This window comes from Butyricicoccus sp. OF10-2 (assembly GCF_003481925.1).
Classification (GTDB): domain Bacteria; phylum Bacillota; class Clostridia; order Oscillospirales; family Butyricicoccaceae; genus Agathobaculum; species Agathobaculum butyriciproducens.
In genome coordinates, this window is the sequence record NZ_QUMC01000009.1 from 1 (window position 1) to 21,238 (window position 21,238).

At 51.9% G+C, this 21,238-nt stretch carries 22 protein-coding genes, 1 tRNA gene and 1 pseudogene; 13 read left to right on the forward strand and 11 right to left on the reverse strand.

The annotated features are described in order from the left end of the window. The 9 genes from DXB00_RS16780 to DXB00_RS06325 form a co-directional block, all read left to right on the forward strand. On the forward strand, nt 1-191 hold a 191-nt coding region (locus DXB00_RS16780; protein ID WP_207665892.1), incomplete at its 5' end, for a hypothetical protein. Between the two features lie 238 nt (nt 192-429). Further along, nucleotides 430-729, forward strand: coding sequence for a hypothetical protein (locus tag DXB00_RS06290; RefSeq protein ID WP_118480518.1), 300 nt, complete (start codon nt 430-432; stop codon nt 727-729). 20 nt (nt 730-749) lie between these two features. Continuing rightward, nucleotides 750-2,981 carry an SF1B family DNA helicase RecD2 gene (gene recD2, locus DXB00_RS06295; RefSeq protein WP_243022675.1) on the forward strand — a complete coding sequence of 744 codons (2,232 nt, stop codon included), beginning with the start codon at nt 750-752 and terminating at the stop codon, nt 2,979-2,981. A 14-nt stretch (nt 2,982-2,995) separates the two neighbouring features. Further along, nucleotides 2,996-3,913: a type II secretion system protein gene (locus DXB00_RS06300; RefSeq protein ID WP_118729549.1), complete on the forward strand. Its 918-nt coding sequence runs from the start codon at nt 2,996-2,998 to the stop codon at nt 3,911-3,913. A 120-nt stretch (nt 3,914-4,033) separates the two neighbouring features. Next, on the forward strand, nt 4,034-5,098 hold the full coding sequence (locus tag DXB00_RS06305; protein WP_270384500.1) for a rod shape-determining protein: 1,065 nt from the start codon (nt 4,034-4,036) through the stop codon (nt 5,096-5,098). A 25-nt stretch (nt 5,099-5,123) separates the two neighbouring features. Then, entirely contained in the window at nt 5,124-6,083 is a 960-nt protein-coding gene (locus tag DXB00_RS06310; RefSeq protein ID WP_118729548.1) for an SHOCT domain-containing protein, read from the forward strand. 75 nt (nt 6,084-6,158) lie between these two features. After that, nucleotides 6,159-6,590 carry a nucleoside deaminase gene (locus tag DXB00_RS06315; protein WP_242988264.1) on the forward strand — a complete coding sequence of 144 codons (432 nt, stop codon included), beginning with the start codon at nt 6,159-6,161 and terminating at the stop codon, nt 6,588-6,590. 81 nt (nt 6,591-6,671) lie between these two features. Beyond that, entirely contained in the window at nt 6,672-8,039 is a 1,368-nt protein-coding gene (locus DXB00_RS06320) for a sodium-dependent transporter (protein WP_118729547.1), read from the forward strand. 527 nt (nt 8,040-8,566) lie between these two features. After that, the gene (locus tag DXB00_RS06325; protein ID WP_119214631.1) at nt 8,567-9,118 is read left to right on the forward strand and encodes a hypothetical protein; all 552 of its coding nucleotides are present in this window, start codon (nt 8,567-8,569) and stop codon (nt 9,116-9,118) included. Between the two features lie 63 nt (nt 9,119-9,181). Here DXB00_RS06325 and DXB00_RS06330 read toward each other — a convergent pair whose 3' ends face one another. Both DXB00_RS06330 and DXB00_RS06335 read right to left on the reverse strand, forming a co-directional pair. Next, entirely contained in the window at nt 9,182-10,540 is a 1,359-nt protein-coding gene (locus tag DXB00_RS06330) for a C40 family peptidase (protein ID WP_119214632.1), read from the reverse strand. Between the two features lie 71 nt (nt 10,541-10,611). Then, entirely contained in the window at nt 10,612-10,908 is a 297-nt protein-coding gene (locus DXB00_RS06335; protein ID WP_110437114.1) for a hypothetical protein, read from the reverse strand. A 452-nt stretch (nt 10,909-11,360) separates the two neighbouring features. Here DXB00_RS06335 and mtaB point away from each other — a divergent pair, with 452 nt between their 5' ends. The 4 genes and pseudogenes from mtaB (at nt 11,361) to DXB00_RS06350 (ending at nt 14,817) form a co-directional block, all read left to right on the forward strand. Continuing rightward, the gene (mtaB, locus tag DXB00_RS06340; protein WP_118729544.1) at nt 11,361-12,638 is read left to right on the forward strand and encodes a tRNA (N(6)-L-threonylcarbamoyladenosine(37)-C(2))-methylthiotransferase MtaB; all 1,278 of its coding nucleotides are present in this window, start codon (nt 11,361-11,363) and stop codon (nt 12,636-12,638) included. 83 nt (nt 12,639-12,721) lie between these two features. Continuing rightward, a complete protein-coding gene (locus DXB00_RS16640) occupies nt 12,722-12,892 on the forward strand; it encodes a hypothetical protein (protein WP_199667396.1) in 171 nt (56 codons plus the stop codon). A 1,241-nt stretch (nt 12,893-14,133) separates the two neighbouring features. Further along, nucleotides 14,134-14,699, forward strand: a pseudogene (gene efp / locus DXB00_RS06345) (elongation factor P). A 42-nt stretch (nt 14,700-14,741) separates the two neighbouring features. Beyond that, nucleotides 14,742-14,817 (forward strand) — tRNA-Val (locus DXB00_RS06350). Between the two features lie 235 nt (nt 14,818-15,052). Here the strand turns inward: DXB00_RS06350 and DXB00_RS06355 are convergent. The 9 genes from DXB00_RS06355 to DXB00_RS06405 all read right to left on the reverse strand — a co-directional run bounded on the left by DXB00_RS06355 (nt 15,053) and on the right by DXB00_RS06405 (nt 21,222). Continuing rightward, nucleotides 15,053-16,177 (reverse strand): tyrosine-type recombinase/integrase, encoded by a 1,125-nt coding sequence (locus DXB00_RS06355; protein WP_117555019.1) that lies wholly within the window; start codon nt 16,175-16,177, stop codon nt 15,053-15,055. An 88-nt stretch (nt 16,178-16,265) separates the two neighbouring features. Then, entirely contained in the window at nt 16,266-16,802 is a 537-nt protein-coding gene (locus tag DXB00_RS16645; protein WP_199697260.1) for a DUF4236 domain-containing protein, read from the reverse strand. Between the two features lie 227 nt (nt 16,803-17,029). Further along, the gene (locus DXB00_RS06365) at nt 17,030-18,220 is read right to left on the reverse strand and encodes a site-specific integrase (RefSeq protein ID WP_003062094.1); all 1,191 of its coding nucleotides are present in this window, start codon (nt 18,218-18,220) and stop codon (nt 17,030-17,032) included. 77 nt (nt 18,221-18,297) lie between these two features. Further along, the gene (locus DXB00_RS06370) at nt 18,298-18,501 is read right to left on the reverse strand and encodes an excisionase (RefSeq protein WP_002322728.1); all 204 of its coding nucleotides are present in this window, start codon (nt 18,499-18,501) and stop codon (nt 18,298-18,300) included. A gap of 373 nt (nt 18,502-18,874) precedes the next feature. Next, a complete protein-coding gene (locus tag DXB00_RS06380) occupies nt 18,875-19,012 on the reverse strand; it encodes a helix-turn-helix domain-containing protein (protein ID WP_017144712.1) in 138 nt (45 codons plus the stop codon). 120 nt (nt 19,013-19,132) lie between these two features. Then, nucleotides 19,133-19,552, reverse strand: a complete 420-nt coding sequence (locus DXB00_RS06385) for an RNA polymerase sigma factor (protein WP_003061815.1) — start codon at nt 19,550-19,552, stop codon at nt 19,133-19,135. Nucleotides 19,553-19,846: 294 nt separating this feature from the next. Continuing rightward, complete coding sequence (locus DXB00_RS06390) at nt 19,847-20,131, reverse strand: topoisomerase C-terminal repeat-containing protein (RefSeq protein WP_002326770.1); 285 nt, start codon at nt 20,129-20,131, stop codon at nt 19,847-19,849. A gap of 145 nt (nt 20,132-20,276) precedes the next feature. After that, nucleotides 20,277-21,014 (reverse strand): 23S rRNA (adenine(2058)-N(6))-methyltransferase Erm(B), encoded by a 738-nt coding sequence (gene erm(B) / locus DXB00_RS06400; protein WP_008687088.1) that lies wholly within the window; start codon nt 21,012-21,014, stop codon nt 20,277-20,279. Between the two features lie 124 nt (nt 21,015-21,138). Further along, nucleotides 21,139-21,222 (reverse strand): 23S rRNA methyltransferase attenuation leader peptide, encoded by an 84-nt coding sequence (locus tag DXB00_RS06405; protein ID WP_001814874.1) that lies wholly within the window; start codon nt 21,220-21,222, stop codon nt 21,139-21,141. Between the last annotated feature and the right edge of the window lie 16 nt (nt 21,223-21,238).

Consider the following 21,238-nt stretch of genomic DNA (forward strand, 5'->3'; position numbering starts at 1 on the left):
GAAAAACTATCGTTTTCCGAGCAGCCTCTCGCTCGAAACCACGCTTTCGAGCGAATACTGAAGAAAAACCGCGCCCTACGGCACATTTTTTCTTCCCTTGTATAAATTCCGAGATACATGCTCCCGGAATTTATGAATTTGCTTCGCAAATTCTATTTTATGCGTGCTGCCGCACGAAGCGTGAAAATTAAAATAATACTTTTTTGACAGACTGAAAAGAGACGCGAAAGCGTCTCTTTTTCAGAAATGGAGAGTTGAGAATGGGAAATGAAATTTGGTTATCGTTCTATCATCACGTTCATTCTCCATTCTCAATTTTCAATTATTCCCTGATTTTCTGCTCGGTTTACTTATCCGAACAATTGTGCTATACTATATACTAACAAAGTATTCCCTCCGTGCATAGGCTGATAGCAGGAGGGAACGCTCATGTCTGTTTTTCTGCAATCGGTTCTGGCGGTATTTGCCGCGGTGGGATTTTACACCGTGCTGCACACGGTGTACGAGATCGTCTCCGCGCGGCTGCTGCGGCTGCACGGCTCGGCGGAACTGACGCTGTACGGAGACGGCTGCGATGCCGTCAGTGAACATCTGATCCGCGCAGCACTGCGCGTGCGGCGGCAGTATTTTTCCGGTCTGCTGATCACATTTGTCGAAATCGGCAGCGGACAGGGACAGAATATCGCCAAGTACATGGCGGCGCGGCAGGACATAACCTATCTGGAATGACAAGTTGGGACGGTGGGACGTTGGACGAAAGAGAATATTTGATCGTGCGCGGCACGGTGCAGCAGATCGTTTACTACAACGACGAAAACGGCTATGCCGTGCTGCGCCTTGCTGCGGAAAACGGAGCCGAGGTCACGGCGACCGGCACGTTTCCCAACATTGGACTGGGTGAGGAGGTCATTCTGACCGGCTGCTGGGTGACGCACCCGACCTACGGCGAGCAGTTTGCGACCGAGGCGTTTGAGCGCCGGCTGCCGACCTCGGTGCGCGGCATCGCGGAGTACCTCGGTTCGGGCCTGATTCGCGGAATCGGTCCGCGGCTGGCGGCAAAAATTGCGGAAAAGTTCGGTGAGGACACGTTTGACATTCTTATGCACGAGCCGGAGCGTCTGTCGGAGCTGCGCGGCATTACCGACCGCAAGGCGAAAGAGATCGGCCGTCAGTTCACCGAACAGAGCGAAATGCGCCTGCTGATGGACTTTCTGAGCGAACACGGTCTGCCGGTCGCGCTCACGCCGCTGCTGTACAAGCGCCTGCACGACAGCGCCATCGACGCGCTGTGCGAGAACCCGTATCTGCTGTGTGACCCATACTATGATGTGGATTTCAAGCTGGCGGACGGTCTGGCGATGGAGCTTGGACTGTCGCTGCTGAGCGATGAGCGCGTGGACGCGGGCATTCTGTATACGCTGACCTTCAACCTGAACAACGGCCACACGTTCATTCCGGTCGAAAAATTGCTGTACGCGGTATGCATGCTGCTGAGCGACGATGACGTGGTCGTGGACGAGGATCGGGCGCTGCGCGGCATTTCCCGTCTGGAGGAGAGGGGGCGGCTGGTGCGCGAGCATATCGCGGACCGCGACGCGGTCTATCTTCGCGACATGCATGACGCGGAGGCCTATCTTGCCGAAATGCTCAGCTACATGGCAGAGCGCAATTATGAGTACGATTTTGACGTGGATGAGCTGCTTTCCACGCTTTTGGAGAGCAGTGAGTTCACTTTTTCCGAGAAACAGCAGCTTGCGATTTCAACGGCTGCACGCAATGGTCTTGTTATCCTGACCGGCGGCCCGGGCACCGGCAAAACGACCACGGTGCGCGGCATCCTGCAGGTGTTTGAGGCGCTGGGACTGGACACGCTGCTCGCTGCGCCGACCGGCCGCGCGGCAAAACGTCTTTCCGACCTGACCGGCATGGAGGCGAAAACCATCCACCGGCTGCTCGAGGCAGGCTTTGCGGGCGGCGGACGCACGGTGTTTGCCCGCAGTGTGACCAATCCGCTCGAGTGCGACGCGGTCATTCTGGACGAGGTGTCTATGGTGGACATCACGCTCATGCAGGCACTCATCAATGCGCTGCCGCACGGTGCACGGCTCGTGCTCGTCGGTGATGCCGATCAGCTGCCGCCGGTCGGTCCGGGCAACTTCCTGCGCGACCTGATCGCCTCACATCGGGTGCCGACCATTCAGCTGACCGAGATTTTCCGTCAGGCGCAGCAGTCGGATATCGTTATGAACGCGCACGCGGTCAACGCAGGTGAAATGCCAAGGCCATCTGGTGCGGACGGCGATTTTTTCATCATGAAACGGGCGGATCCGGCGTCTGTTATCGAAACGGTAGCACAGCTTTGCGCCCAGAGACTGCCCAAGCACTACGGCTTCACTCCTGCACAGATACAGGTGCTTTCACCTGCCAAGCGGCACGGCAGCGGCACCATTCCGCTTAACCGCCGTCTGCAGGAGGCGCTCAATCCACCGAGTGAAAGCAAGCTGGAAAAGCGCTTCGGAGACACCATTTTCCGCGAGGGCGACCGCGTGATGCAGGTGCGAAACAACTACGACATCGTGTGGGAAAAGCAGGGGGATGACGAGCAGGGAACCGGCGTGTTCAACGGCGACGTCGGCGAGATCATTCGCATTTTTCCGCAGCAGGAGTGCATGGTGATTCGCTTTGACGACCGCATTGCGACCTACACCTTCGATATGCTGAACGAGCTGGAGCTGGCGTATGCCGTCACCGTACATAAATCGCAGGGCAGCGAGTTCGACGCGGTGGTGCTCGCTCTGTCGGACGGTCTGCCGCGCAAGCTGCTCACGCGCAACATTCTCTACACCGCGATCACACGCGCGAAGCGCCTGCTGGTTATCGTCGGCAGTCAGGATGTGGTAGCGTATATGGTAAATAACAACCAGAAGGGCAGACGGTACAGCGCGCTGAAAGCTCGTCTTAGGTTAGCCGATACTCAGTAAAAGGTGCTGATAAAATGCAGAAGAAAGAGAAAAATACCCGCAAGGGATTTACGCTGGTGGAATTGATCGTTGTGCTGGTCATTCTGGCGATCCTTGCGGCATTTATGATACCGGCGCTGATACAGTATATCGAGAGAAGTCTGGAGGCATCCGACCTCATCGAGGTGCGGGCGGCGTATATTGATGTGCTGGCTGCGGTTACGGAGCAGGACAGCGAAAACATGAGCAAGACGGTCAAGCTGAAGCAGAAGCAGGATGACTGGCAGTCGAGAGATCCCATTACAATTGCAGGCGTTACCCATTCTAAGACGCAAGGAGATACCGCGAACTGGAAAGGAATCCCTACCGCGGGCGGGGAATGCGAGGTGTACTACGACAGAGCAGCGGCTGTGATCGTGTTTGACTGGAAAGGCAAGAGCACAGCGGGCAGCACGATCAAATGGGACGAGAAGCTGCACGGCATACTCGATCGGACCGGCATTTTGAAGACACTGAAATATAATCAGTATTTTGAGATCGACTCGAAGTGCCCCAATTCCAGTATGGTGCCCCAGGTGAAGAAAGAGATCGGAAGCGACAGCCTGCTGAACAGGGGCACATGGGCGTTTCTCGGCAGTTCCACGAACGAGAGCAACCGCTATTTGTTCTGGACATCGGTCGATACAGATACCGTCGGTGCGGGCAAGCAGATACCGGTCATTGTCAGCCGGGCGAGCGGCGGCTTTTACATCTCCGAAACGATTACCGCGGCCCGGAGCAACAAGGGCAAAAGCTATGTTGCGATTGCGGACCATATCAACAGTTTCAACACCTTTAAGGATTATACCACAGGAACGAAATATGACACGCTGGCGGAGGCGTATGCAGCCTATAAAGAACGGGTGGAAAACGATGTAAGATTCCAGCAGTATAAGAACACGCTGCCGGAGTGATGCCGGTTTCACTGTCGAATTTTCGGTATTTGCCCCGGAGTCTTGCAAATGGCGCACAAAATCTGTATAATGGTAATACTGTCAATCCACGCGAACAGAGCGCGGAGAAAGGAATGAAATATGGCTTCTTTTCTGCAAAGAATCGCGAAAAAGATGTCGCTTTTTTCAAGCGATATCGGCATCGACCTCGGCACGGCAACCGTGCTGGTCTATGTCAAGGGCAAGGGCGTTGTACTTAACGAGCCGTCCGTTGTGGCGGTGGACAAGGTTTCCGGCAAAATCCTTGCCGTGGGCGAGGAAGCGCAGAGCATGCTTGGCCGTACACCGGGCAACATTGTCGCCATCCGTCCGCTGCGCGAGGGCGTTATTTCGGATTACGAGATGACCGAGCGCATGATCAAGGAATTCATCGCAAAGGTGCAGGGTATCCACCTGTTCAAGCCGAATGTGGTTATTTGCGTGCCGTCAATCATCACCGAGGTGGAGGAGCGTGCCGTCATTGATGCGGGCACGCAGGCGGGCGCAAAGCGCGTTTTTCTGGTCGAGGAGCCGGTCGCGGCGGCCATCGGCGCGGGCATCGACATCAACAGGGCCAACGGCAATCTGGTGGTCGATATTGGCGGCGGCACGACCGATGTGGCGGTTATTTCGCTCGGCGGCATCGTCGAATCCACGTCCATCAAGGTCGCGGGCGATAAGTTCGACGAGGCTATTGTCAAGTACGTCCGCCGCAAGCACAATGCGCTGATCGGCGACCGCACGGCAGAGGAGATCAAGCGCACGGTCGGCTGTGTGTATCCGCGCAGCGAGGAAGCGATCATGGAGGTCAGGGGACGCTGTCTGATGACCGGTCTGCCGCGCACGTTTACCGTAAGCTCGAGTGAGATTCTCGATGCGCTCGAGGAGGTCTCCTCAGCGATTGTCGAGGCGGTGCACTGGGTGCTCGAGCGCACACCTCCCGAGCTGACCGGCGACATTTCCGCCAACGGCATCACCATGACAGGCGGCGGTTCGCTGATCTGGGGCTTCGATAAGCTGATCGCCTCCAAGACCGGCATTCCGACGCGCGTTGCGGACGAAGCGGTCTCCTGCGTGGCATACGGCACGGGCAACTGTCTGGAAAACCTGTCGAAAATGCAGGACGGCACGATGAATCTTTCGCGCCAGCGGCAAATGAAGCGATAAGGATACATAGAGGGAGGTTTCCGCGATGAGCAGTGCAGCAAACGTGACCGTAACCATCCGAAATGACGCACCGTTCGTATCGGCAGGCAGGTATTATCTGTTTTCCGACCCAGCGGCATGGACGCTCGTGCCGACCGACGAGGGCAGCGAACAGCTGCCGCTCACGCTGGACAAGCACAGCTATGCACTCGGCGCTGAGCCGGTGTCAAGCGAGCCGGACGAAATACAGGGTCTGCTCCGCGTGTACAAGGTGCGTCCGATCGCGCTGACGCTGACCGATGTGCGCGGCACAAAGGCGGCGCTTTCCGTGCCGTACCGTGCGGAAAACCTTGCGGTGCTGCAGGAATGGGGACTGGACTGCCGCAGTGCCGGAGAGCCGAAGAACCCGCCTGAAAAGTCCTTTCTGGTGAGGGTGACGGATGGCGGTGAGCTGCTGTCAAAGGGCAAGCTGGAGGTCTGGCGCGAAGGCGATACGCTGTGCTTTTTCCGGCGCGACAGAAACCTTTACACGGGCAAGGACAACCTGTACAGCGGCGAACTGCCGGTGCAGGCAATCCGGTTTTACCGTCTGTGCGGCGGCATGCGCACGGAAACGCGCGTATCCGGCGGCGGCGTGACCGTTGACCGCTCGGCGGCATACTGGGCAGGCTGGGAACATCCGTTTTCGTTCAATCCGCATGGACGCGCCATCGAGGCGGCGGTGCAGTCCGAACCGGTCCGCACCGAGCAGGTGCAGCACGATGAACGCTATGTGCAGCTTCGGGTGCAGTGGGAAAACCGGCGCGTGGACCTGCGGTTTTCGCCGGACAGCCTTGCGGCGTTTGGCGCGCTCATTCCGGAAAAGGAATTTGACGAGGTGGCGCTGAGCGACCGCACACCGACGCCGGTCGAGCAGCTTGATATCCTCGCCGGACTGTGCGACCGCGGCTTTGTTACGCGGGAAGAATTTGAGCAGGCGAAAGCGCGTCTGCTCGGGAAAATCTGAGGAATTTATGACCGAACAGGAAAAATATATGAGGCCGCGCTCAAGCTGGCGCAAAAGGCGGCGGACGAAGGCGAAGTGCCGGTCGGCGCGGTGGTTGTCTGCGACGGCAAAATTGTCGGACGCGGACGCAACCGACGGGAAACAAAGAAAAACGCACTGCACCATGCAGAAATCGAGGCCATCGAGAAGGCGTGTAAAAAGCTGGGCGGTTGGCGGCTGCACCGCTGCGACCTGTACGTTACGCTCGAGCCGTGCCCGATGTGCGCAGGTGCGCTCATCAACTCGCGCATGAAAACCGTGTACTACGGTGCACCCGACCCGAAGGCCGGCTCGTGCGGCTCGCTGATAAACCTGTTCGCACTGCCGTACAATCATCAGCCTGCGCTGGTGAGCGGCGTGCTGGAGCAGGAATGCGCGGACATTCTGCGGAATTTCTTCCGCGAGCTGCGTAAAAAACGGAAAGAAATCCGAAAATTAGAGAAATCACGCGTCGAAGAACAATCATGACGCTTGATTATAGTATGTAAGTCGTGCCGATATTGCAGTTTGCTCAATACGCGGCACAGAAAAAAAGGGGAAAAATAAACAATGCCAAGAGAAAGACTCGGCTCGCGCCTCGGCTTCATCCTGCTTTCCGCAGGCTGTGCCATCGGCGTGGGCAACGTATGGAAGTTCCCGTGGATGGTCGGTCAGTACGGCGGCGGCGCGTTCGTCGTGTGCTATGTGCTGTTCCTGCTCATCCTCGGTCTGCCGATCATGACGATGGAATTTGCCATCGGCCGTGCGAGCCAGAAAAGTCCGGTGCGGGCGTATCAGGCGCTCGAGAAGCCGGGCAGCAAGTGGCACATCCACGGCTATCTGGCGATGATAGGCAACTATCTGCTGATGATGTTCTACACCACCGTGTGCGGTTGGATGCTGTACTACTTCTACCTGACGGTCAGCGGCCGATTTGTCGGCGCGACCGGTGAGCAGGTGCAGGCAGCCTTCCCGGAAATGCTCGGCAAGCCGGTGGTTATGACGGTCTGCATGGTTGCGGTTGTTGTCATCGGCTTTATGATCAACTCGTTCGGTCTACAGGGCGGTCTGGAGCGCGTTACCAAGGTGATGATGATCATTCTGCTGGCCATCATGGTCGTTCTGGCGATCAACAGCATCATGACCGAAGGCTCGGGCGAGGGCCTGCGCTTCTATCTGATTCCGGATCTCGGCCGTATGCAGGAGTGCGGCATCGCCAATGTTATCGTTGCCGCGATGAATCAGGCGTTCTTCACGCTGTCGCTCGGCATCGGCGCGATGGCTATCTTCGGCAGCTATATCGGCAAGGGCCGTGCGCTGCTCGGCGAGGCCGTCAATGTTGCGATTCTGGATACGTTCGTAGCATTTACTGCCGGTCTGATCATCTTCCCGGCGTGCTTTGCCTTCGGCGTGGCACCGGACAGCGGTCCGAACCTGATCTTCGTTACGCTGCCGAATATCTTTAACCACATGGCGCTCGGCCGCCTGTGGGGCAGTCTGTTCTTCGTATTCATGGCGTTTGCGGCCTTCTCGACCGTCCTCGCCGTGTTTGAGAACATCATGTCCTGCTGCATGGATCTGACCGGCTGGAGCCGCAAAAAGACTGCAGCCATCAACATCGTGCTGATGATCCTGCTGTCGCTGCCGTGCGTGCTCGGCTTCAATGTCTGGTCCGGCTTCCAGCCGTTCGGCGCAGGCTCGAACGTGCTCGACCTCGAGGACTTCCTCGTGTCCAACATCTGGCTGCCGCTCGGTTCGCTGGTTTACCTGCTGTTCTGCACCTCCCGCTGCGGCTGGGGCTGGAAGAACTTCAAGGAAGAGGCCAACGAAGGCGGCGGATTCAAGGTCAAGGATAATATCCGCTTCTATGTAAGCTATATCCTGCCGATTATCGTGCTCATCATCTTTGCACTCGGCATTAAGGATAAGTTCTTCTAAAGAAATGCGAAAAGCACCGCGAAAGCGGTGCTTTGAGGCTGTCGAAAAACTCTGTTTTTCGAGCAGCCTCTCGATTGAAAGCACGCTTTCGAGCGAATCTCGAAGAAAAACCGCGTCCTGCGGACACATTTTTTCTTCCCTTGTATAAATTCCGAGATACATGCTCCCGGAATTTATGAATTTGCAAAGCAAATTCGATTGAATGCGTGCTGCCGCACGAAGCATAAAAATCGAATATTGCTTTTTCGACAAGCTGAAAGCACCGCGAAAGCGGTGCTTTTTTCGTATCCGGAGCAGTGATTGAGAATTGAAAATGGAGATTGACCCTGCGGTGAAGCAATGTGCAGATGGGTTGCACGGCGGGGCACCCCAGTGTGGCTTCTCTTGCCCTTAGGCAATTCACCTTGTGCCACGGGTGCGGCGAACCTCACAGCCAAAGGTTGGCTCCAATTCCGTATCCGATAGCACGCATATAAACTCCAATCCCGCATAAGCTGTTGCAAGAAGCAAAAAAGGAGGCACCCGCCATGCAGGAGGAAAAAAGCGCAGTCTATACCGTAATCTTAGGCGTATGCCTGCTCCTGTGCCTGCTGATGTTGGGAAATATGCTGATGGGCAGGGCGGATACCGGAACGGCGCCTGCCGCACCCGAGGAGGGCAATGCAATGGAATTTCACATCACGGAGGACGATATCGCGTCTGTGCTGACCGAAGCGCTGCCGTTTCCGGTCGAGGGCACGGCGGTCAAAATCAGCCGTGACGGCACGATTGCCGTGACGGCAGCCGTAACCCGTCAAGCGCTGACGGAAAGCAATCTTGTACCCGGCAAGCTGCGCACGGCGCTGCTGTTTCTGCCGGAGCGCTGCAAGCTGTACGGCGCGTGGAGCGCAGCTGTTTCAAACGGCAAACTCAGCCTTGCCTGCCGGACCATCAAGCTGGAAGGCTTCACCTTGCCCGAGCAGACCGTTCAGGCACTCTCCGATGCGTTCGCCGCACAGTGGAATACCCGCATGGAACAGCGGGACTTCACGCCGCAGACCATACAGTGGCAGGACGGGGAAGCGGTGCTGCTGGGATAACCGCTCTCAATAGGCAAAAGAAAAATCCCTTCGGAAAACCGAAGGGATTTCTGGTATGTAACCTTACTCAAAAATTACGCGGCCTGCGCCCTGATAGCGGGTCGCATAGCTGCCGGTCAGCGACGAGTACTTAACCACATCGCCCGTGTTGGGTGCGTGAATAAACTGGTTACTGCCGACATAAATGCCTACATGGCTGATGGACGAGGTGCTGCTGCCGAAGAATACCAGATCGCCCGGCAGAAGATCGTCGCGGGAAACACGGGTGGTTGCATCATACTGTGCCTGAGCGACACGCGGGATGGAGCCGACCGTGTTCTTGAATACATAAGAGGTCAAGCCGGAGCAGTCAAAGCCGCTCGGCGTGCTGCCGCCGTATACATACGGAACACCGAGGAACTGTGCAGCATAGTTCAGCACGCTCTGGCGCTTTGCACTGATCGAGACAGAAGCTGCGGTGTTCGACGGGTTGATCGCCGTACCGGACGAAGCAGTTACGAGATAGTCCGCACTGATGTAACCGGTCGTGCCTGCGTAGGATACCTTGCTCCAGCCGTTCGAGGTGCTGAGCACGGTAACAGCGGTGCCGTTCTTCAGCTCACCGAGAACGGTGGAAGAGGTGCTTGCCGCAGAGCGGAAGTTTACGGTAGAGGAGCACTTAACTACTGCTGCCGTACCGGTGGACGCGGACGTGTTATTGGATGCCGAACCGGTGGTCGATACATAATCCTGCTTGATGTAGCCGGTCTTGCCGGAGCAGTTTACCTTGCACCAGCCGTTTGCGGTGCTGACAACGGTAACTGCGGTGCCGTTCTTCAGCTCTGCCAGAATGGAAGAGGAAGTATTGGCCTCGGAACGCAGGTTTACACTCGAGGAACACTTCACCGTACCGGCGGTACCGGTGGTAGAGGTAACGGTGTTCGACGGAGCGATGGCGGTGCCGGCGGAGCTGCTTGCGAGCGTGATATAATCCGGATGGATATAGCCAGTCTTGCCATTGTATGTAACCTTGTACCAGCCGCTGCTTACGCCGACTACATTTACCTTGGTGCCGTTCTTCAGCTCACCGTAAGAGGTGGACGAGGTGTTCGGCGCCGAACGGAAATTTACACTGGTCGAGCACTTTACAGTGCCGGTGCCGAGTGCAAAATCGGTCGCGGTGGTGCCGGTCAGGTACTCGCCGCTGACATAGCCTTCCTTGCCGTTTACGGATACCTTGTACCAGCTGGAGCTGTTATTCAGTACCGCAACCGTGGTACCCTTGGAGAGGGTCGTGATCACTGCACCGCCGGGGGACTGACGCAGGTAAAGCGAATCTGCGTTTACCTTAGCCTGAAATACTGCCAGCGAGTTCGGCAGGACCATCGACATCGCAAGTGCACCGGAAAATGCGAAGCGAGCGAGTTTTTTAGAAAAAGACATGAAATTGAAGCCTCCGTTTCAAAATGGGAGAAAACAGCCTTTACACTGCCGCAGCAAGCTGCGGTGAAGTCTTACTTCGTGTGCAGTGCTCTGCCGAGCCAGATGGATGCAATATCCATCGCTGCCCACATGCTGTTCTTCTCGGTTTTCTTGACGATACGCTCTTTCATACGTACGTTGGGATCGGTCTGCTGAAGCTGTACGGATACACGCTTTGCAACCGGCAGACCCTTGTAATCACTAGATTCGAGGATCTGCATCATAATGATGTGAGAGTCACTCATCGAGCCGTAATAGATGATGTTTTCCTTACGCATCAGCGGGTGACCCTTGTATTCCAGAAGGTTATTCTTCTTGGTGGTAGGCATTATCTGCACTCCTTATAGTTACAAAATGGTTACATTCCAAAGTTACATTACGGTTACAGTATAGCATGCTTGAACAGGTTTGTCAAACATTGTTTTGAAATTTCGCATTTTTGTGATAAAATAGAGCCTGTCAAACGCGAAAAAAACGCAGGAATCGACAGCGAAAATCCACAGCGGCCGCACGCGCACGAGAGTAAGGTTACAAACGCTGTAACCCGATCGAACACCATAGGCAACACCGCACAATTAAAGCTGCGGCGCTTTGCGGTAATTTTGTGTCCTAACTTCGTTGTAATTTCACGGTAATACATCAAGTATTACCGCAAAACTACGCCTCGTTAGTACGCAAAATTCCTCGCAAATCGCTCTTGTTCAATTATGCGGTGTTACCTATTAATATAGGCGTTCACAGAGCACGTGTCGGGCCGCTGAGAGCAAAGGAATGTACATTTGTGAAATTTGCTTTTTTCACCTTGGGCTGCAAGGTTAATTTATTTGAGACGCAGGCGCTCAGTCAGCTGGCGCAGGCGCGCGGACATGAGATCGTGGATAAGGACGCGGACGCCGTGATCGTCAACACCTGTACGGTAACATCGGTGTCCGACCATAAGAATATCCGCGCGTTCCACAAGCTGCGGAGAGACAATCCGAACGCGGTTATCGCGGCGTGCGGCTGCTTTGCACAGACCGACCCGGAGCGTGTCCGCGCCACCGGCGAGATCGACCTTATCTGCGGTACCAGAGACAGGGCGCAGGTGATCGACCTGTGCGAGCAGGCCGTCAGCGGACAGGCCGTACAGATGCATGAGAGCGAGGACAGCGGCTTTGAGACTCTGCCTGCCGGTATCCCGCACGGCCGCACGCGCGCGCTGCTCAAAATTGAGGACGGCTGCAACAACTTCTGCACCTACTGCATCATTCCGTATGCGAGAGGGCGGGTGCGCTCTTTACCGGTCGAGCAGGCGCTCGAGCAGACGGCGCGGCTGGCTGACGCAGGCGTGCACGAGATCGTGCTGACCGGCATCGAGATCGCGTCCTACGGCAAGGACTTCAAGCCGCAGGTGCCGCTCACCGAACTGTTAGAGAAGCTGCTGACCGCGCAGCCGAACGTGCAGTTCCGGCTCGGCTCCCTCGACCCGCGGGCGGTGGACGATGCGTTTTGTGAACGGCTTGCCGGCTTTGCCAATCTCGCACGGCATTTTCATTTGTCCATGCAGAGCGGCTGCGATACCGTTCTCCGGCGCATGAACCGCCACTACACGAGCGAGGAATTTTACAGGTGTGTCGAGCGGCTGAGACGTGCGTTTCCGGACTGCTCGGTTACGACCGATTTGATTGTCGGCTTTCCGGGCGAGACCGAGGACGAATTTACGCAGACGCTGGCCTTTCTGGAGAGATGCGCGTTCGCGTCCGTGCATGTATTCCCATATTCCGTACGTGAGGGCACAAAGGCGGCCGCCATGCCGGGTCAGCTCGATCAGCAGACCAAAACCGCCCGCGCCGAGCGGGCAAAGCAGGTGGCGGAGACACTCAGCGCTGCCTATCGAAAGCAGTTTGTCGGCCGCACGCTGTACGCGCTGCCCGAGCACCCGACCGGCGGCCTGTGGGCGGCGCACGGACGCTACGGCTTTCCTGTATATATAGAGGATAAGGCGGAGAAAAATCATCCGGTCACCGTAAAGGTTATCGGTCTGCACAAGGACGGCGTATTGGCGAAAATTGAGAATTGAAAATTGAGAATGGAGAATGTGTAACCACTTTCGGCCTCTTACCATAGAATGTAATGAAATCTTTGATAGGAGGAAATGACAGTATGTGTTCTTCTAACGGCTTCTGGGGCGAAAATTCCTGGTGGTGGATCATCATCCTGATCATCCTGATCTGGGTATGCTGCGGTCAGGGCAGCGGCGGCTGCGGTTCCTGCGGTACCTGTGGTGATAATACCTGCGGCGGCTGCGGTAATTGCGGCAACTGCTGCTGCTGAGCGGCTGACATATCCGCAGAAGGGAGAGGCACCGCGTGAGCGGTGCCTTTTTCGTTTTCTCGGCATAGGGCAACCGAGAAAATGCGAACCGCGCAGGCGGTTTTTTCGGCACCGGCTGACCGGGGGACGCGAACTGCGTAAGCGTGTTCGCCCCTAACGGGCGGCTTCTTTTTTGCACCGGCTGAGCGGGGTACTCGAACTGCCGCAGGCGTGTTCGCCCCTAACGGGCGGGGAGGTTTTCGCTGAACCTCAGCGGGGAGTGCGCCTACCCGGCGGGGGCACAAGAGGGTAGACACCTGCGGTTTCCACCCTCTTGTGAATCTCCCCTTTCCCTTGAGGGTCTGGCGCAGATTGCCGACATGTGACCGCTTCGAAAATAGGGGAACGGCAGAGGGATTTTTTCTACCGTATCTTTCTCAACCTGTTCGCAGGGTCAGATACATTACTGCTACACATATGGGCTACTCTGCGCAAGGCGCGGCATAGCAGTGCCGCGCAACTCTTTAACGTGTTATACCGCACGGCACCTACGAATTAAGCGTTTGGTACAATTTATCCTCGTAGGTGCTGTCTATCATAACGCGCTCACGAATTGCGCGGCACTGCTATGCCGCGCCTTGCGCAGAGTAGCCCATATGTGTAGCAGTAATGTATCTGACCCTGCGAACAGGTTGAGAAAGATACGGTAGAAAAAATCCTCTGCCGTTCCCTTATTTCGCAGCGGTCACATATAGGAAATCTGCGCCAGATTAGGAAGTAAGGGAAAGGTAGGAGTTCAAAGAGGAAGGAAAACCGCAGGTTGTCCTTCCTTTTTGCCCCCGCCGCGGGGCGCGGCACGCTCCTGCCGCAGCGGCGGCGAATCTCCCGCTGAGGTTCAGCGAAAAACTCTCCGCCCCGTTAGGGCGAACCCGCTGACGCAGTTCGAGCACCCCGGTCCGCCGGTGCAGGAAAAGGAGCCGCCCCGTTAGGGCGAACACGCTTGCGCAGTTCGCGTCCCCCGCTCAGCCGGTGCAGAAAAAGGTGTCGCCCGTTAGGCCGAGCCCGCCTGCGGCAGTTCGTATGCCCCGGTCAACCAGTGCAGGAAAGCGCCGAGTTCCACCGCGATAAAAATTTTCAAGAAAATATGCGTTACCCTCTTGCAAAATACGCGAAAATAGGGTATTATATACAAGCACTGTTTTGTATGAACAGTCGAATAATGCTTAATGATGTAAAAAATACTATTATTTGGAGGCATAGCGATTATGACCGCAGGTGAATTTCGTAACGGCGTAACTTTTGAAATGGACGGTCAGGTACAGCAGGTTATTGAGTTCCAGCATGTAAAGCCGGGCAAGGGCGCTGCTTTTGTTCGTGTCAAGATGAAGAACGTCGTAACCGGTGCGGTTACTGAGACCTCCTTCAACCCGACTGCTAAGTTCGAGGAGCTTTCGTAGAGCGCCGCGAGATGCAGTATCTGTACAATGAAGGTGACCTGTACTACTTCATGGACAACGAGACCTACGAGCAGATTCCGATCAGCAAGGATACTCTGGGCGACGATTTCCGCTTCGTGAAGGAGAACGAGAACGTTAAGGTTCTTTCCTACAAGGGCAGCGTTTTCGCAGTTGAGCCGCCGCTGTTCGTTGAGCTCGAGATCACTGAGACCGAGCCGGGCGTTAAGGGCAACACTGCTACTAACGTACTCAAGCCCGCTACCGTTGAGACCGGTGCTGTTGTTAAGGTTCCGATCTTTATCGAGCAGGGTGAGCGCATCCAGATCGACACCCGTACCGGTGAGTATCTGGGCCGCAGCAAGACCAAGTAAAAACTTGCAGCTAGCAGGGATGGCAGCCGCCGTCCCTGATTCGGACATTTAGCTCAGCTGGAAGAGCATCCGCTTGACGTGCGGAAGGTCAGCGGTTCGAACCCGTTAATGTCCACCAGTTGAAACCCCGTCAGAAATGACGGGGTTTTGTTTGTTTTGCGATTAAAATTGTTCTGAGCGGCGAGAAAGTTCGGATTTTTGGTGCGTGCGTTTTCCGTGAATGGCGTGATACACACGACAAAATATCGCAAAAATGATAAGTGATGTAGGATTCGTGTAGGATTTTTTTCAAAAATGATGTAGGATTGCGAAAGATAGTCATGGGTTCGACTTGACTCCTTTACATTTTAGCCTTATAAATACGGGTTTTTCTTAATTCCACCCTTATTTTTTCCTTTTTTAGCAGTAATATTCCGAACATCCTCCTCGGTGACATGGCTGTAGATGTTGGCAGTAGTGGAAATGTCCGCGTGCCCCATGAGATATTGCGCGGTCTTTAAATCCACGCCTTGACGGTACAGATTGGTGCAGTAGGTGTGGCGCAGATAGTGCGGCGTGATATCTTCGGCAAAGGCGTGCTCGATGATCTTATTGCGGTATATTTTGGCACCGGCAGCACGATCGCAGGCGCGGTGGAAGCTGCTCCACATGCGGCGCAGGTTGGTCTGGGTCAGCATGGTTCCATCTTTCTGCAGGAAAAAGTAGCGCGTCTTTGTGTTCAGCTGCGCGACCAGCTCGGCGGGGATGGGAACAAAGCGCACGCCGGATTCACTCTTCGGCTCTTTGATCGTTGCCTGATTGCTGTTAGTCTTATACTCAACGGCTCGTGAGATGCGCAGCAGCCCGTCCTTGATATCATTTGCGCCGATGGCTACAGTTTCGCCGCGGCGCAGACCGCAATCCAGCATGAGCAGCACCCACGGACCTGCATAGTGCTTTTTCGCGACTTCGCGCACGATCCGTTCCTCATCCTGTGTCAGAGAGCGGCGCTTCTTGGCAGGCTCTGCGGAGATTTCCAGTTTCCGTGTCGGACTGGTAGGGATCAGTCCGTTAATCTCCGCCTGCTCAAACAGTCCACGGATGATGTAGCGCAGTTCTTCGGCGGTGCTGGCGCTCAGCGGCTTGCCGTCATCGGTCGTGGCCTCGTTGATGAGCTGCTGCAGCCGGTACGGCTTGACGTCGGCAAGCGCCATTGCGCCGATTTGCGGACAGATGCGCAGCCGGAAGTGCGCCTCGTAGGTATTGCGCTGGGACGCGCCGATATGCGGCGCCTTATAGGTGCGATACCACTGCCACGCCCATTGCTCAACCGTGAATTTGTTCGGCGTGCCGCCGCGATCGGTCAGCGCTTTTAAGGCGCGCACCTTGGCGTCAAATTTTGCCTTGCTGTTGTCCTGGATGTACTTGCGGATCGGCTTGCCGTCCGGCTTGTGTCCTACGACAAAGCTGGCTTTGTACTTGTAATTTTGTGAACTCATAGTTGCATTTCTCCTTGAAAAACGTACATTTGTTCGATTGCACGGTTGAAAATATAGCAGACCCCAAGGGGAGAGGTCTGCTGTTGTGTTAAATAGAGCGGCACAGGATCAACCAGAGCACGCCAACGACCAGTGCAATGATTACGCCTTTGCGCTTGAAGATCGGGATGGGAGCGGTGTGATTCTGCTGGGTCTGATAGGTGGCGGGGACGGTACTGAGGTACACGCCGATGAGATAGAGTACAGCGCCCGCAATCGGAGAGGCCAGCATCAGAATTGCCGCCATCACACACAGGATCGGCGCGAGGACCTTGAGCAGCTTGGCGGATGTGTTGCTTGCTTTGGTCTGACTGACAGCCGGAGTATGTGTTACCGGCTGAATCGGCTGCGGTGAAACGGTAGGCTGCTGCGTAGTACGCGGCGCAGCCGTGCCTTTACCAAGTGTTGAGGTGTCGGTATAACTCAGACCGGTGCCAGGAATGCCGACCGTCTTAGTGACGCGGCCCTTACTGTTGACCGACACGCGGGCACCCTTGACGCCGGCAGAAATGCCGACTGATTTTTTACCAACGTTTACACGCACGCCCGGTGCGATTTTAAACGATTTCCGAAATCTGAATCCCATATCCTAAACCCCTTTGTCGAGGTGTTCAAATTGAACACCTTAATTTTTGTTCCAAAAACTTACTAAATTTCTGATTATCTTTTCATAAGTTGGTAAATGCCGATATATCCCGTATTTTAGGCTTTATCGGTATTTTCTTTTTGGAAGATACCTTGCATAAGCTGGCATTTACCAGCATGAAAATGCAACCAAAAGTAGTAAATGAGTAGTAAATATAAGCTCCGATATTAACAAGCCAGTCTTTCCAGTTCTGCTTTTGCAGATTGAAATGTACCGTGTGCATAATAGCCAAGTGTCATGGTTATGTTAGCGTGTCCCATAAGATATTGCAGGGTGTTTGGGTTCATTCCTCTGTTTGCCATATTCGTACAGTAAGTATGTCGGAATGAATGTGGTGTGATGTTCGGTAACTTGTCCGTGTGATACTTGTTATACTTCTTAATTAGTCCTCGCACCATGCCCTCATAGTTTCCTGCAACTTTAGGTAAGCCCTCACGGTTCAAGAATAGGAAATTGCTATAACCACCTACAATCAACGGTTGTGCCTTTCCTCTGTTCTTTAGTATTCTTTGGATTGCTTGATAAGCCCGTTCTGTCAATGGAAGTTCTCGTTTTCCGTTTTTGGTCTTTGGCGTTTCAATATAGTAGCCGATTTCGCTGTCTTTCAATAACTGGTGGTCTATATTGAGTATTCTGTTCTGCATATCAATATGCGTCGTTAGTCCGCAAAATTCAGAAATACGAAGTCCCGTTTCCAGCAGAAGCACAACCTCATCATAATACTTGCTGTAAATCTTATCCTTTTCCATAAAGGCAAGCAGGCGTTCTTCCTGCTCTGGTGTAAGGATAACTTTCTGCTCCGTATCATCTTCCAGAACATCACTTAGCTTAAATTCAAACGGGTTCTTTCTGATACAGTCGTCTTGTATCGCCATGTAAAATGACGCTTTCAAGGAACGCTTGTAGTTATCAATCGTTTTATAGGCGTATCCTTTTTCGCTCATTCTGATAGCCCATTCTTTAGCGTCCGACTGCTTAACAGTATCAATCGCCCTCATACCCAATGGGTCATTTTTCAGAGCGTTCATAAGATACTGTCGTCCTTTTTCAGTAGCCCTCTTGATGTTCTTTCTTTGGCTGTTCTTCTTGTCGTAGAGCTGGCAGACTGTCATTTTACCGCCTGCTGTATCGATACCGTCGTTAAGGTCTTTTTTAATCTGTGTTTCTTTTTCCCTCAACGATATATCATCACGCTTTCCAGCAGGTGTCTTGTCTGTCGGTACAAGTTTCCAAGAATAGATAAATTGTGGCTTTCCGTATATATCGGTATATTTATAAACGTATCTTCCGTCTTTTCGCTGGCTCTCTCCATTACGCAAATTGCGATTTTTACTGTCTTTTCGTTTTACATTAGACATAGTGTAAAGCTCCTTTCCGTCATGGAACGAGCCGTGATACGCTATATTTATTATACCATATCTACGGCTCAATGACATTAGATTTCGTCCAATGTATCTATGATTTTTTCAAATTGTTTTCGCTTAATCTGAATACGGTTGCCGTTCACGATAACCCAGCCAGCGTCAAGATTTTCTTCGGCTAATTTACGCAATTTCTTTTCGCCAATGCGGAAGTATTTGGACGCTTCTTCAACCGTCAGCGTATATTTTTCCCAAATAGGCACATCAGTATTGTTCATAATCTATGCACCCCCCTTTACTGTGTGTCGTTTTTTACAAGCAGGCAGACGGCTTTGGAAAGCTCCATTAGTATCTCAACTATTCCCATTCTTGTGGGCAGAACCGCACCATGCGGACGTATCATTATTCTGTGAGGATAGGTCGTGGCAAAACAACTTTTCCAACAGTCGCTCTCGGATCACTGCGTGGGTCGCTCGCTTTCTTTTGAAAAGGTCGTGGCGTACAGTCCCCGTGGCTCGCCATCTCACAAACGTATCTGTCTGCTTTATTCAGTTGTCAAAGAGCTGTGGTGAAAGCGTGTTGCTTTCATATAAAAGCAGGTGGCAGAGCAGGAAAGAGGGGGATATTAAATCATGCTCCGCTAAAAACTGCTTATTCTTCTGGTTCTAAGTCCATATCTTCAATATCAAAACCTAAAATCATTTTGATAAGTGCTTCTCTGATACGTCCTTTTAATTCCATATCTACAACGATATAAACATTGCCGTATTCATCATAAAGTGAACGCAAACAGCACTTTGATATGTAAGGGTCATAAAATGCCAGTAATTTTTCAATCGCTTTTTCGTTTCAATCCATAGCTGATGAAATCAAGTAATAAGACGGTTTCTTAAATAACTGTTTCATTTTCTAATGTTCCTCCTTGAGTATTTTTTTCATAGTTTCCAAAGCGTGATGTCGGTTTCTAAATACACCGCTTTGCGTGATTTTCTGCAAGTTGGCAATTTCACTTTCTGTCATTTCCAAGAAGTAATACATCAACAGAGTATTGCGTTTTCTTTCTGGAAGTTTCTTCAAGGCTTCTGCCAATTCATCATCAAGGACACGAATATCAATGCCACATACTGAAAAGATTGTATAATCTGTTTCGTAGTCGTCCCAAACAGCCATTTTATCAACAAGGACATCTGGCAATTCGCTGAAAGATATTTCTTTATTCTTACGACGGTTTAATTCCTTGTAATAATCTTTCACGACACTACGGACAACTTTCTTTAAACAACTTTCAAAACGACATTGAACTGTTTTCTGGAAGTCAGACGGTTTCATCAATCTCACCTCCTTTCCTTTATGATTTGAAAAGTGTTTATCCCTCTTTCCGCACCATATAAGGACAGCTAGGTGTGATTTAATGACCTCTTTTGAAAAATTTTTTAAATTTTTTCGGGTATGAAAAAAGCCCGCACAAAACATATAGTCTGTACGAGCCTTTAAAGCTAAAACATAGTAATATTGTATCATTAAGAATCACAAATCACAAGTGATTTGTGATTAATCACTTGTGATTTGTGATAAGTGATTTGTGATTAATATATAAAAGCCCTCTTTAAAGGGCTTTTATGTTTATTTTGAAAAAGAGATAAAATCAATATATCCCTTTTCCCCAATTTTTACAACGGCATTGTAGGGCTTTTTCTCTTTGTTTTTGATTCCTTTTACCAGGGTTTCTTTTCCCTCCAGTAATTCTTTTACATTCGTTTTGGTTAGTTTTTTCTTTCTAAAATGTTCAGCTAAAGTAAACTTACATTCAGGATAATTTGAACAACCATAAAACGATTTTTTTAATACAATATTGTTGCCACACTTAGGACATTTTCCTACAAGGGGTCCCGAGCGCTTAGTGGGAATTTGTACCCCTTATCGATACAAATTCCCCGTAGGCGCTAGGGACCTCTTTAGCTTCTTGGAAGCTGTCAGTAGTATATCTAATAATTTATCTCCATTCCCTTTAGTAACGTGTAACTTTCCAAATTTAAAAAAGCGACTCATAGAATTATTTCCTCCCGTTAAATAATAGATAACTATTAAAAATAGACAATACTTGCTCATAAGTAATGGTACTTAAATTGTTTACTTTGGCGTGTTCCATTGCTTGATGAAACTGATTTTTAGTAAACAGTTGACGATATTCTCGATTGACCCATTTTGAAACAAAGTACGTATATAGCTTCCAATATTTATCTGGAACATCTGTGGTATGGCGGGTAAGTTTTATTAAGACACTGTTTACTTTTGGTTTAGGATGAAAGCATTCCGCTGGCAGCTTAAGCAATTGCTGAATCGAGACTTGAGTGTGCAAGAGCAACCCTAGTGTTCGGTGAATATCCAAGGTACGCTTGTAGAATCCTTCTTCAACAATCAGATAGATGTCAGACGCACGGCTTTCAAAAACCACTTTTTTAATAATTTGTGTGCTTAAATGGTAAGGAATATTCCCAACAATTTTATACCTCTGTTTGTTAGGGAATTGAAACTGTAGAATATCTTGGTGAATTAAAGTGACACGAGTATTCAGTTTTAATTTTTCTGACGATAAGTTGAATAGATGACTGTCTAATTCAATAGACGTTACCTGTTTACTTATTTTAGCCAGTTTCGTCGTTAAATGCCCTTTACCTGTTCCAATTTCGTAAACGGTATCGGTTTCTTTTAAATTCAATTGTTTTATTATTTGGTTGAGTACTTTTTCACTCGTTAAAAAGTTTTGAGAATATTTTATATTTTTGTTCATGTAATCACTCCTGAAGTGATTACATCTGTAAATAAATACAGAAGTTAAACGATTTGTTTGTAATTTTAGTTATCTGTTTAAAAAGTCATAAGATTAGTCACTGGTAGGAATTAATCTAACGTATTTATTTATCTGCGTAATCACTGTTTTTAGTCTGTTTCAAAACAGTAGATGTTTTATCTACATTACGCATTTGGAATACCAACATGACGAATCCCTCCTTC

What these genes read in the sequence shown, in the direction of transcription:
- DXB00_RS06405 (WP_001814874.1), bottom strand. Translation starts at nt 21,222, where the DNA reads ATGTTGGTATTCCAAATGCGTAATGTAGATAAAACATCTACTGTTTTG.
- DXB00_RS06300 (WP_118729549.1), top strand. Translation starts at nt 2,996, where the DNA reads ATGCAGAAGAAAGAGAAAAATACCCGCAAGGGATTTACGCTGGTGGAA.
- DXB00_RS06385 (WP_003061815.1), bottom strand. Translation starts at nt 19,552, where the DNA reads ATGAAACCGTCTGACTTCCAGAAAACAGTTCAATGTCGTTTTGAAAGT.
- DXB00_RS16645 (WP_199697260.1), bottom strand. Translation starts at nt 16,802, where the DNA reads ATGGGATTCAGATTTCGGAAATCGTTTAAAATCGCACCGGGCGTGCGT.
- DXB00_RS06310 (WP_118729548.1), top strand. Translation starts at nt 5,124, where the DNA reads ATGAGCAGTGCAGCAAACGTGACCGTAACCATCCGAAATGACGCACCG.
- DXB00_RS06325 (WP_119214631.1), top strand. Translation starts at nt 8,567, where the DNA reads ATGCAGGAGGAAAAAAGCGCAGTCTATACCGTAATCTTAGGCGTATGC.
- DXB00_RS06355 (WP_117555019.1), bottom strand. Translation starts at nt 16,177, where the DNA reads ATGAGTTCACAAAATTACAAGTACAAAGCCAGCTTTGTCGTAGGACAC.
- DXB00_RS06305 (WP_270384500.1), top strand. Translation starts at nt 4,034, where the DNA reads ATGGCTTCTTTTCTGCAAAGAATCGCGAAAAAGATGTCGCTTTTTTCA.
- DXB00_RS06370 (WP_002322728.1), bottom strand. Translation starts at nt 18,501, where the DNA reads ATGAACAATACTGATGTGCCTATTTGGGAAAAATATACGCTGACGGTT.
- DXB00_RS06290 (WP_118480518.1), top strand. Translation starts at nt 430, where the DNA reads ATGTCTGTTTTTCTGCAATCGGTTCTGGCGGTATTTGCCGCGGTGGGA.
- DXB00_RS06365 (WP_003062094.1), bottom strand. Translation starts at nt 18,220, where the DNA reads ATGTCTAATGTAAAACGAAAAGACAGTAAAAATCGCAATTTGCGTAAT.
- DXB00_RS16640 (WP_199667396.1), top strand. Translation starts at nt 12,722, where the DNA reads ATGTGTTCTTCTAACGGCTTCTGGGGCGAAAATTCCTGGTGGTGGATC.
- DXB00_RS06330 (WP_119214632.1), bottom strand. Translation starts at nt 10,540, where the DNA reads ATGTCTTTTTCTAAAAAACTCGCTCGCTTCGCATTTTCCGGTGCACTT.
- DXB00_RS06320 (WP_118729547.1), top strand. Translation starts at nt 6,672, where the DNA reads ATGCCAAGAGAAAGACTCGGCTCGCGCCTCGGCTTCATCCTGCTTTCC.
- DXB00_RS06335 (WP_110437114.1), bottom strand. Translation starts at nt 10,908, where the DNA reads ATGCCTACCACCAAGAAGAATAACCTTCTGGAATACAAGGGTCACCCG.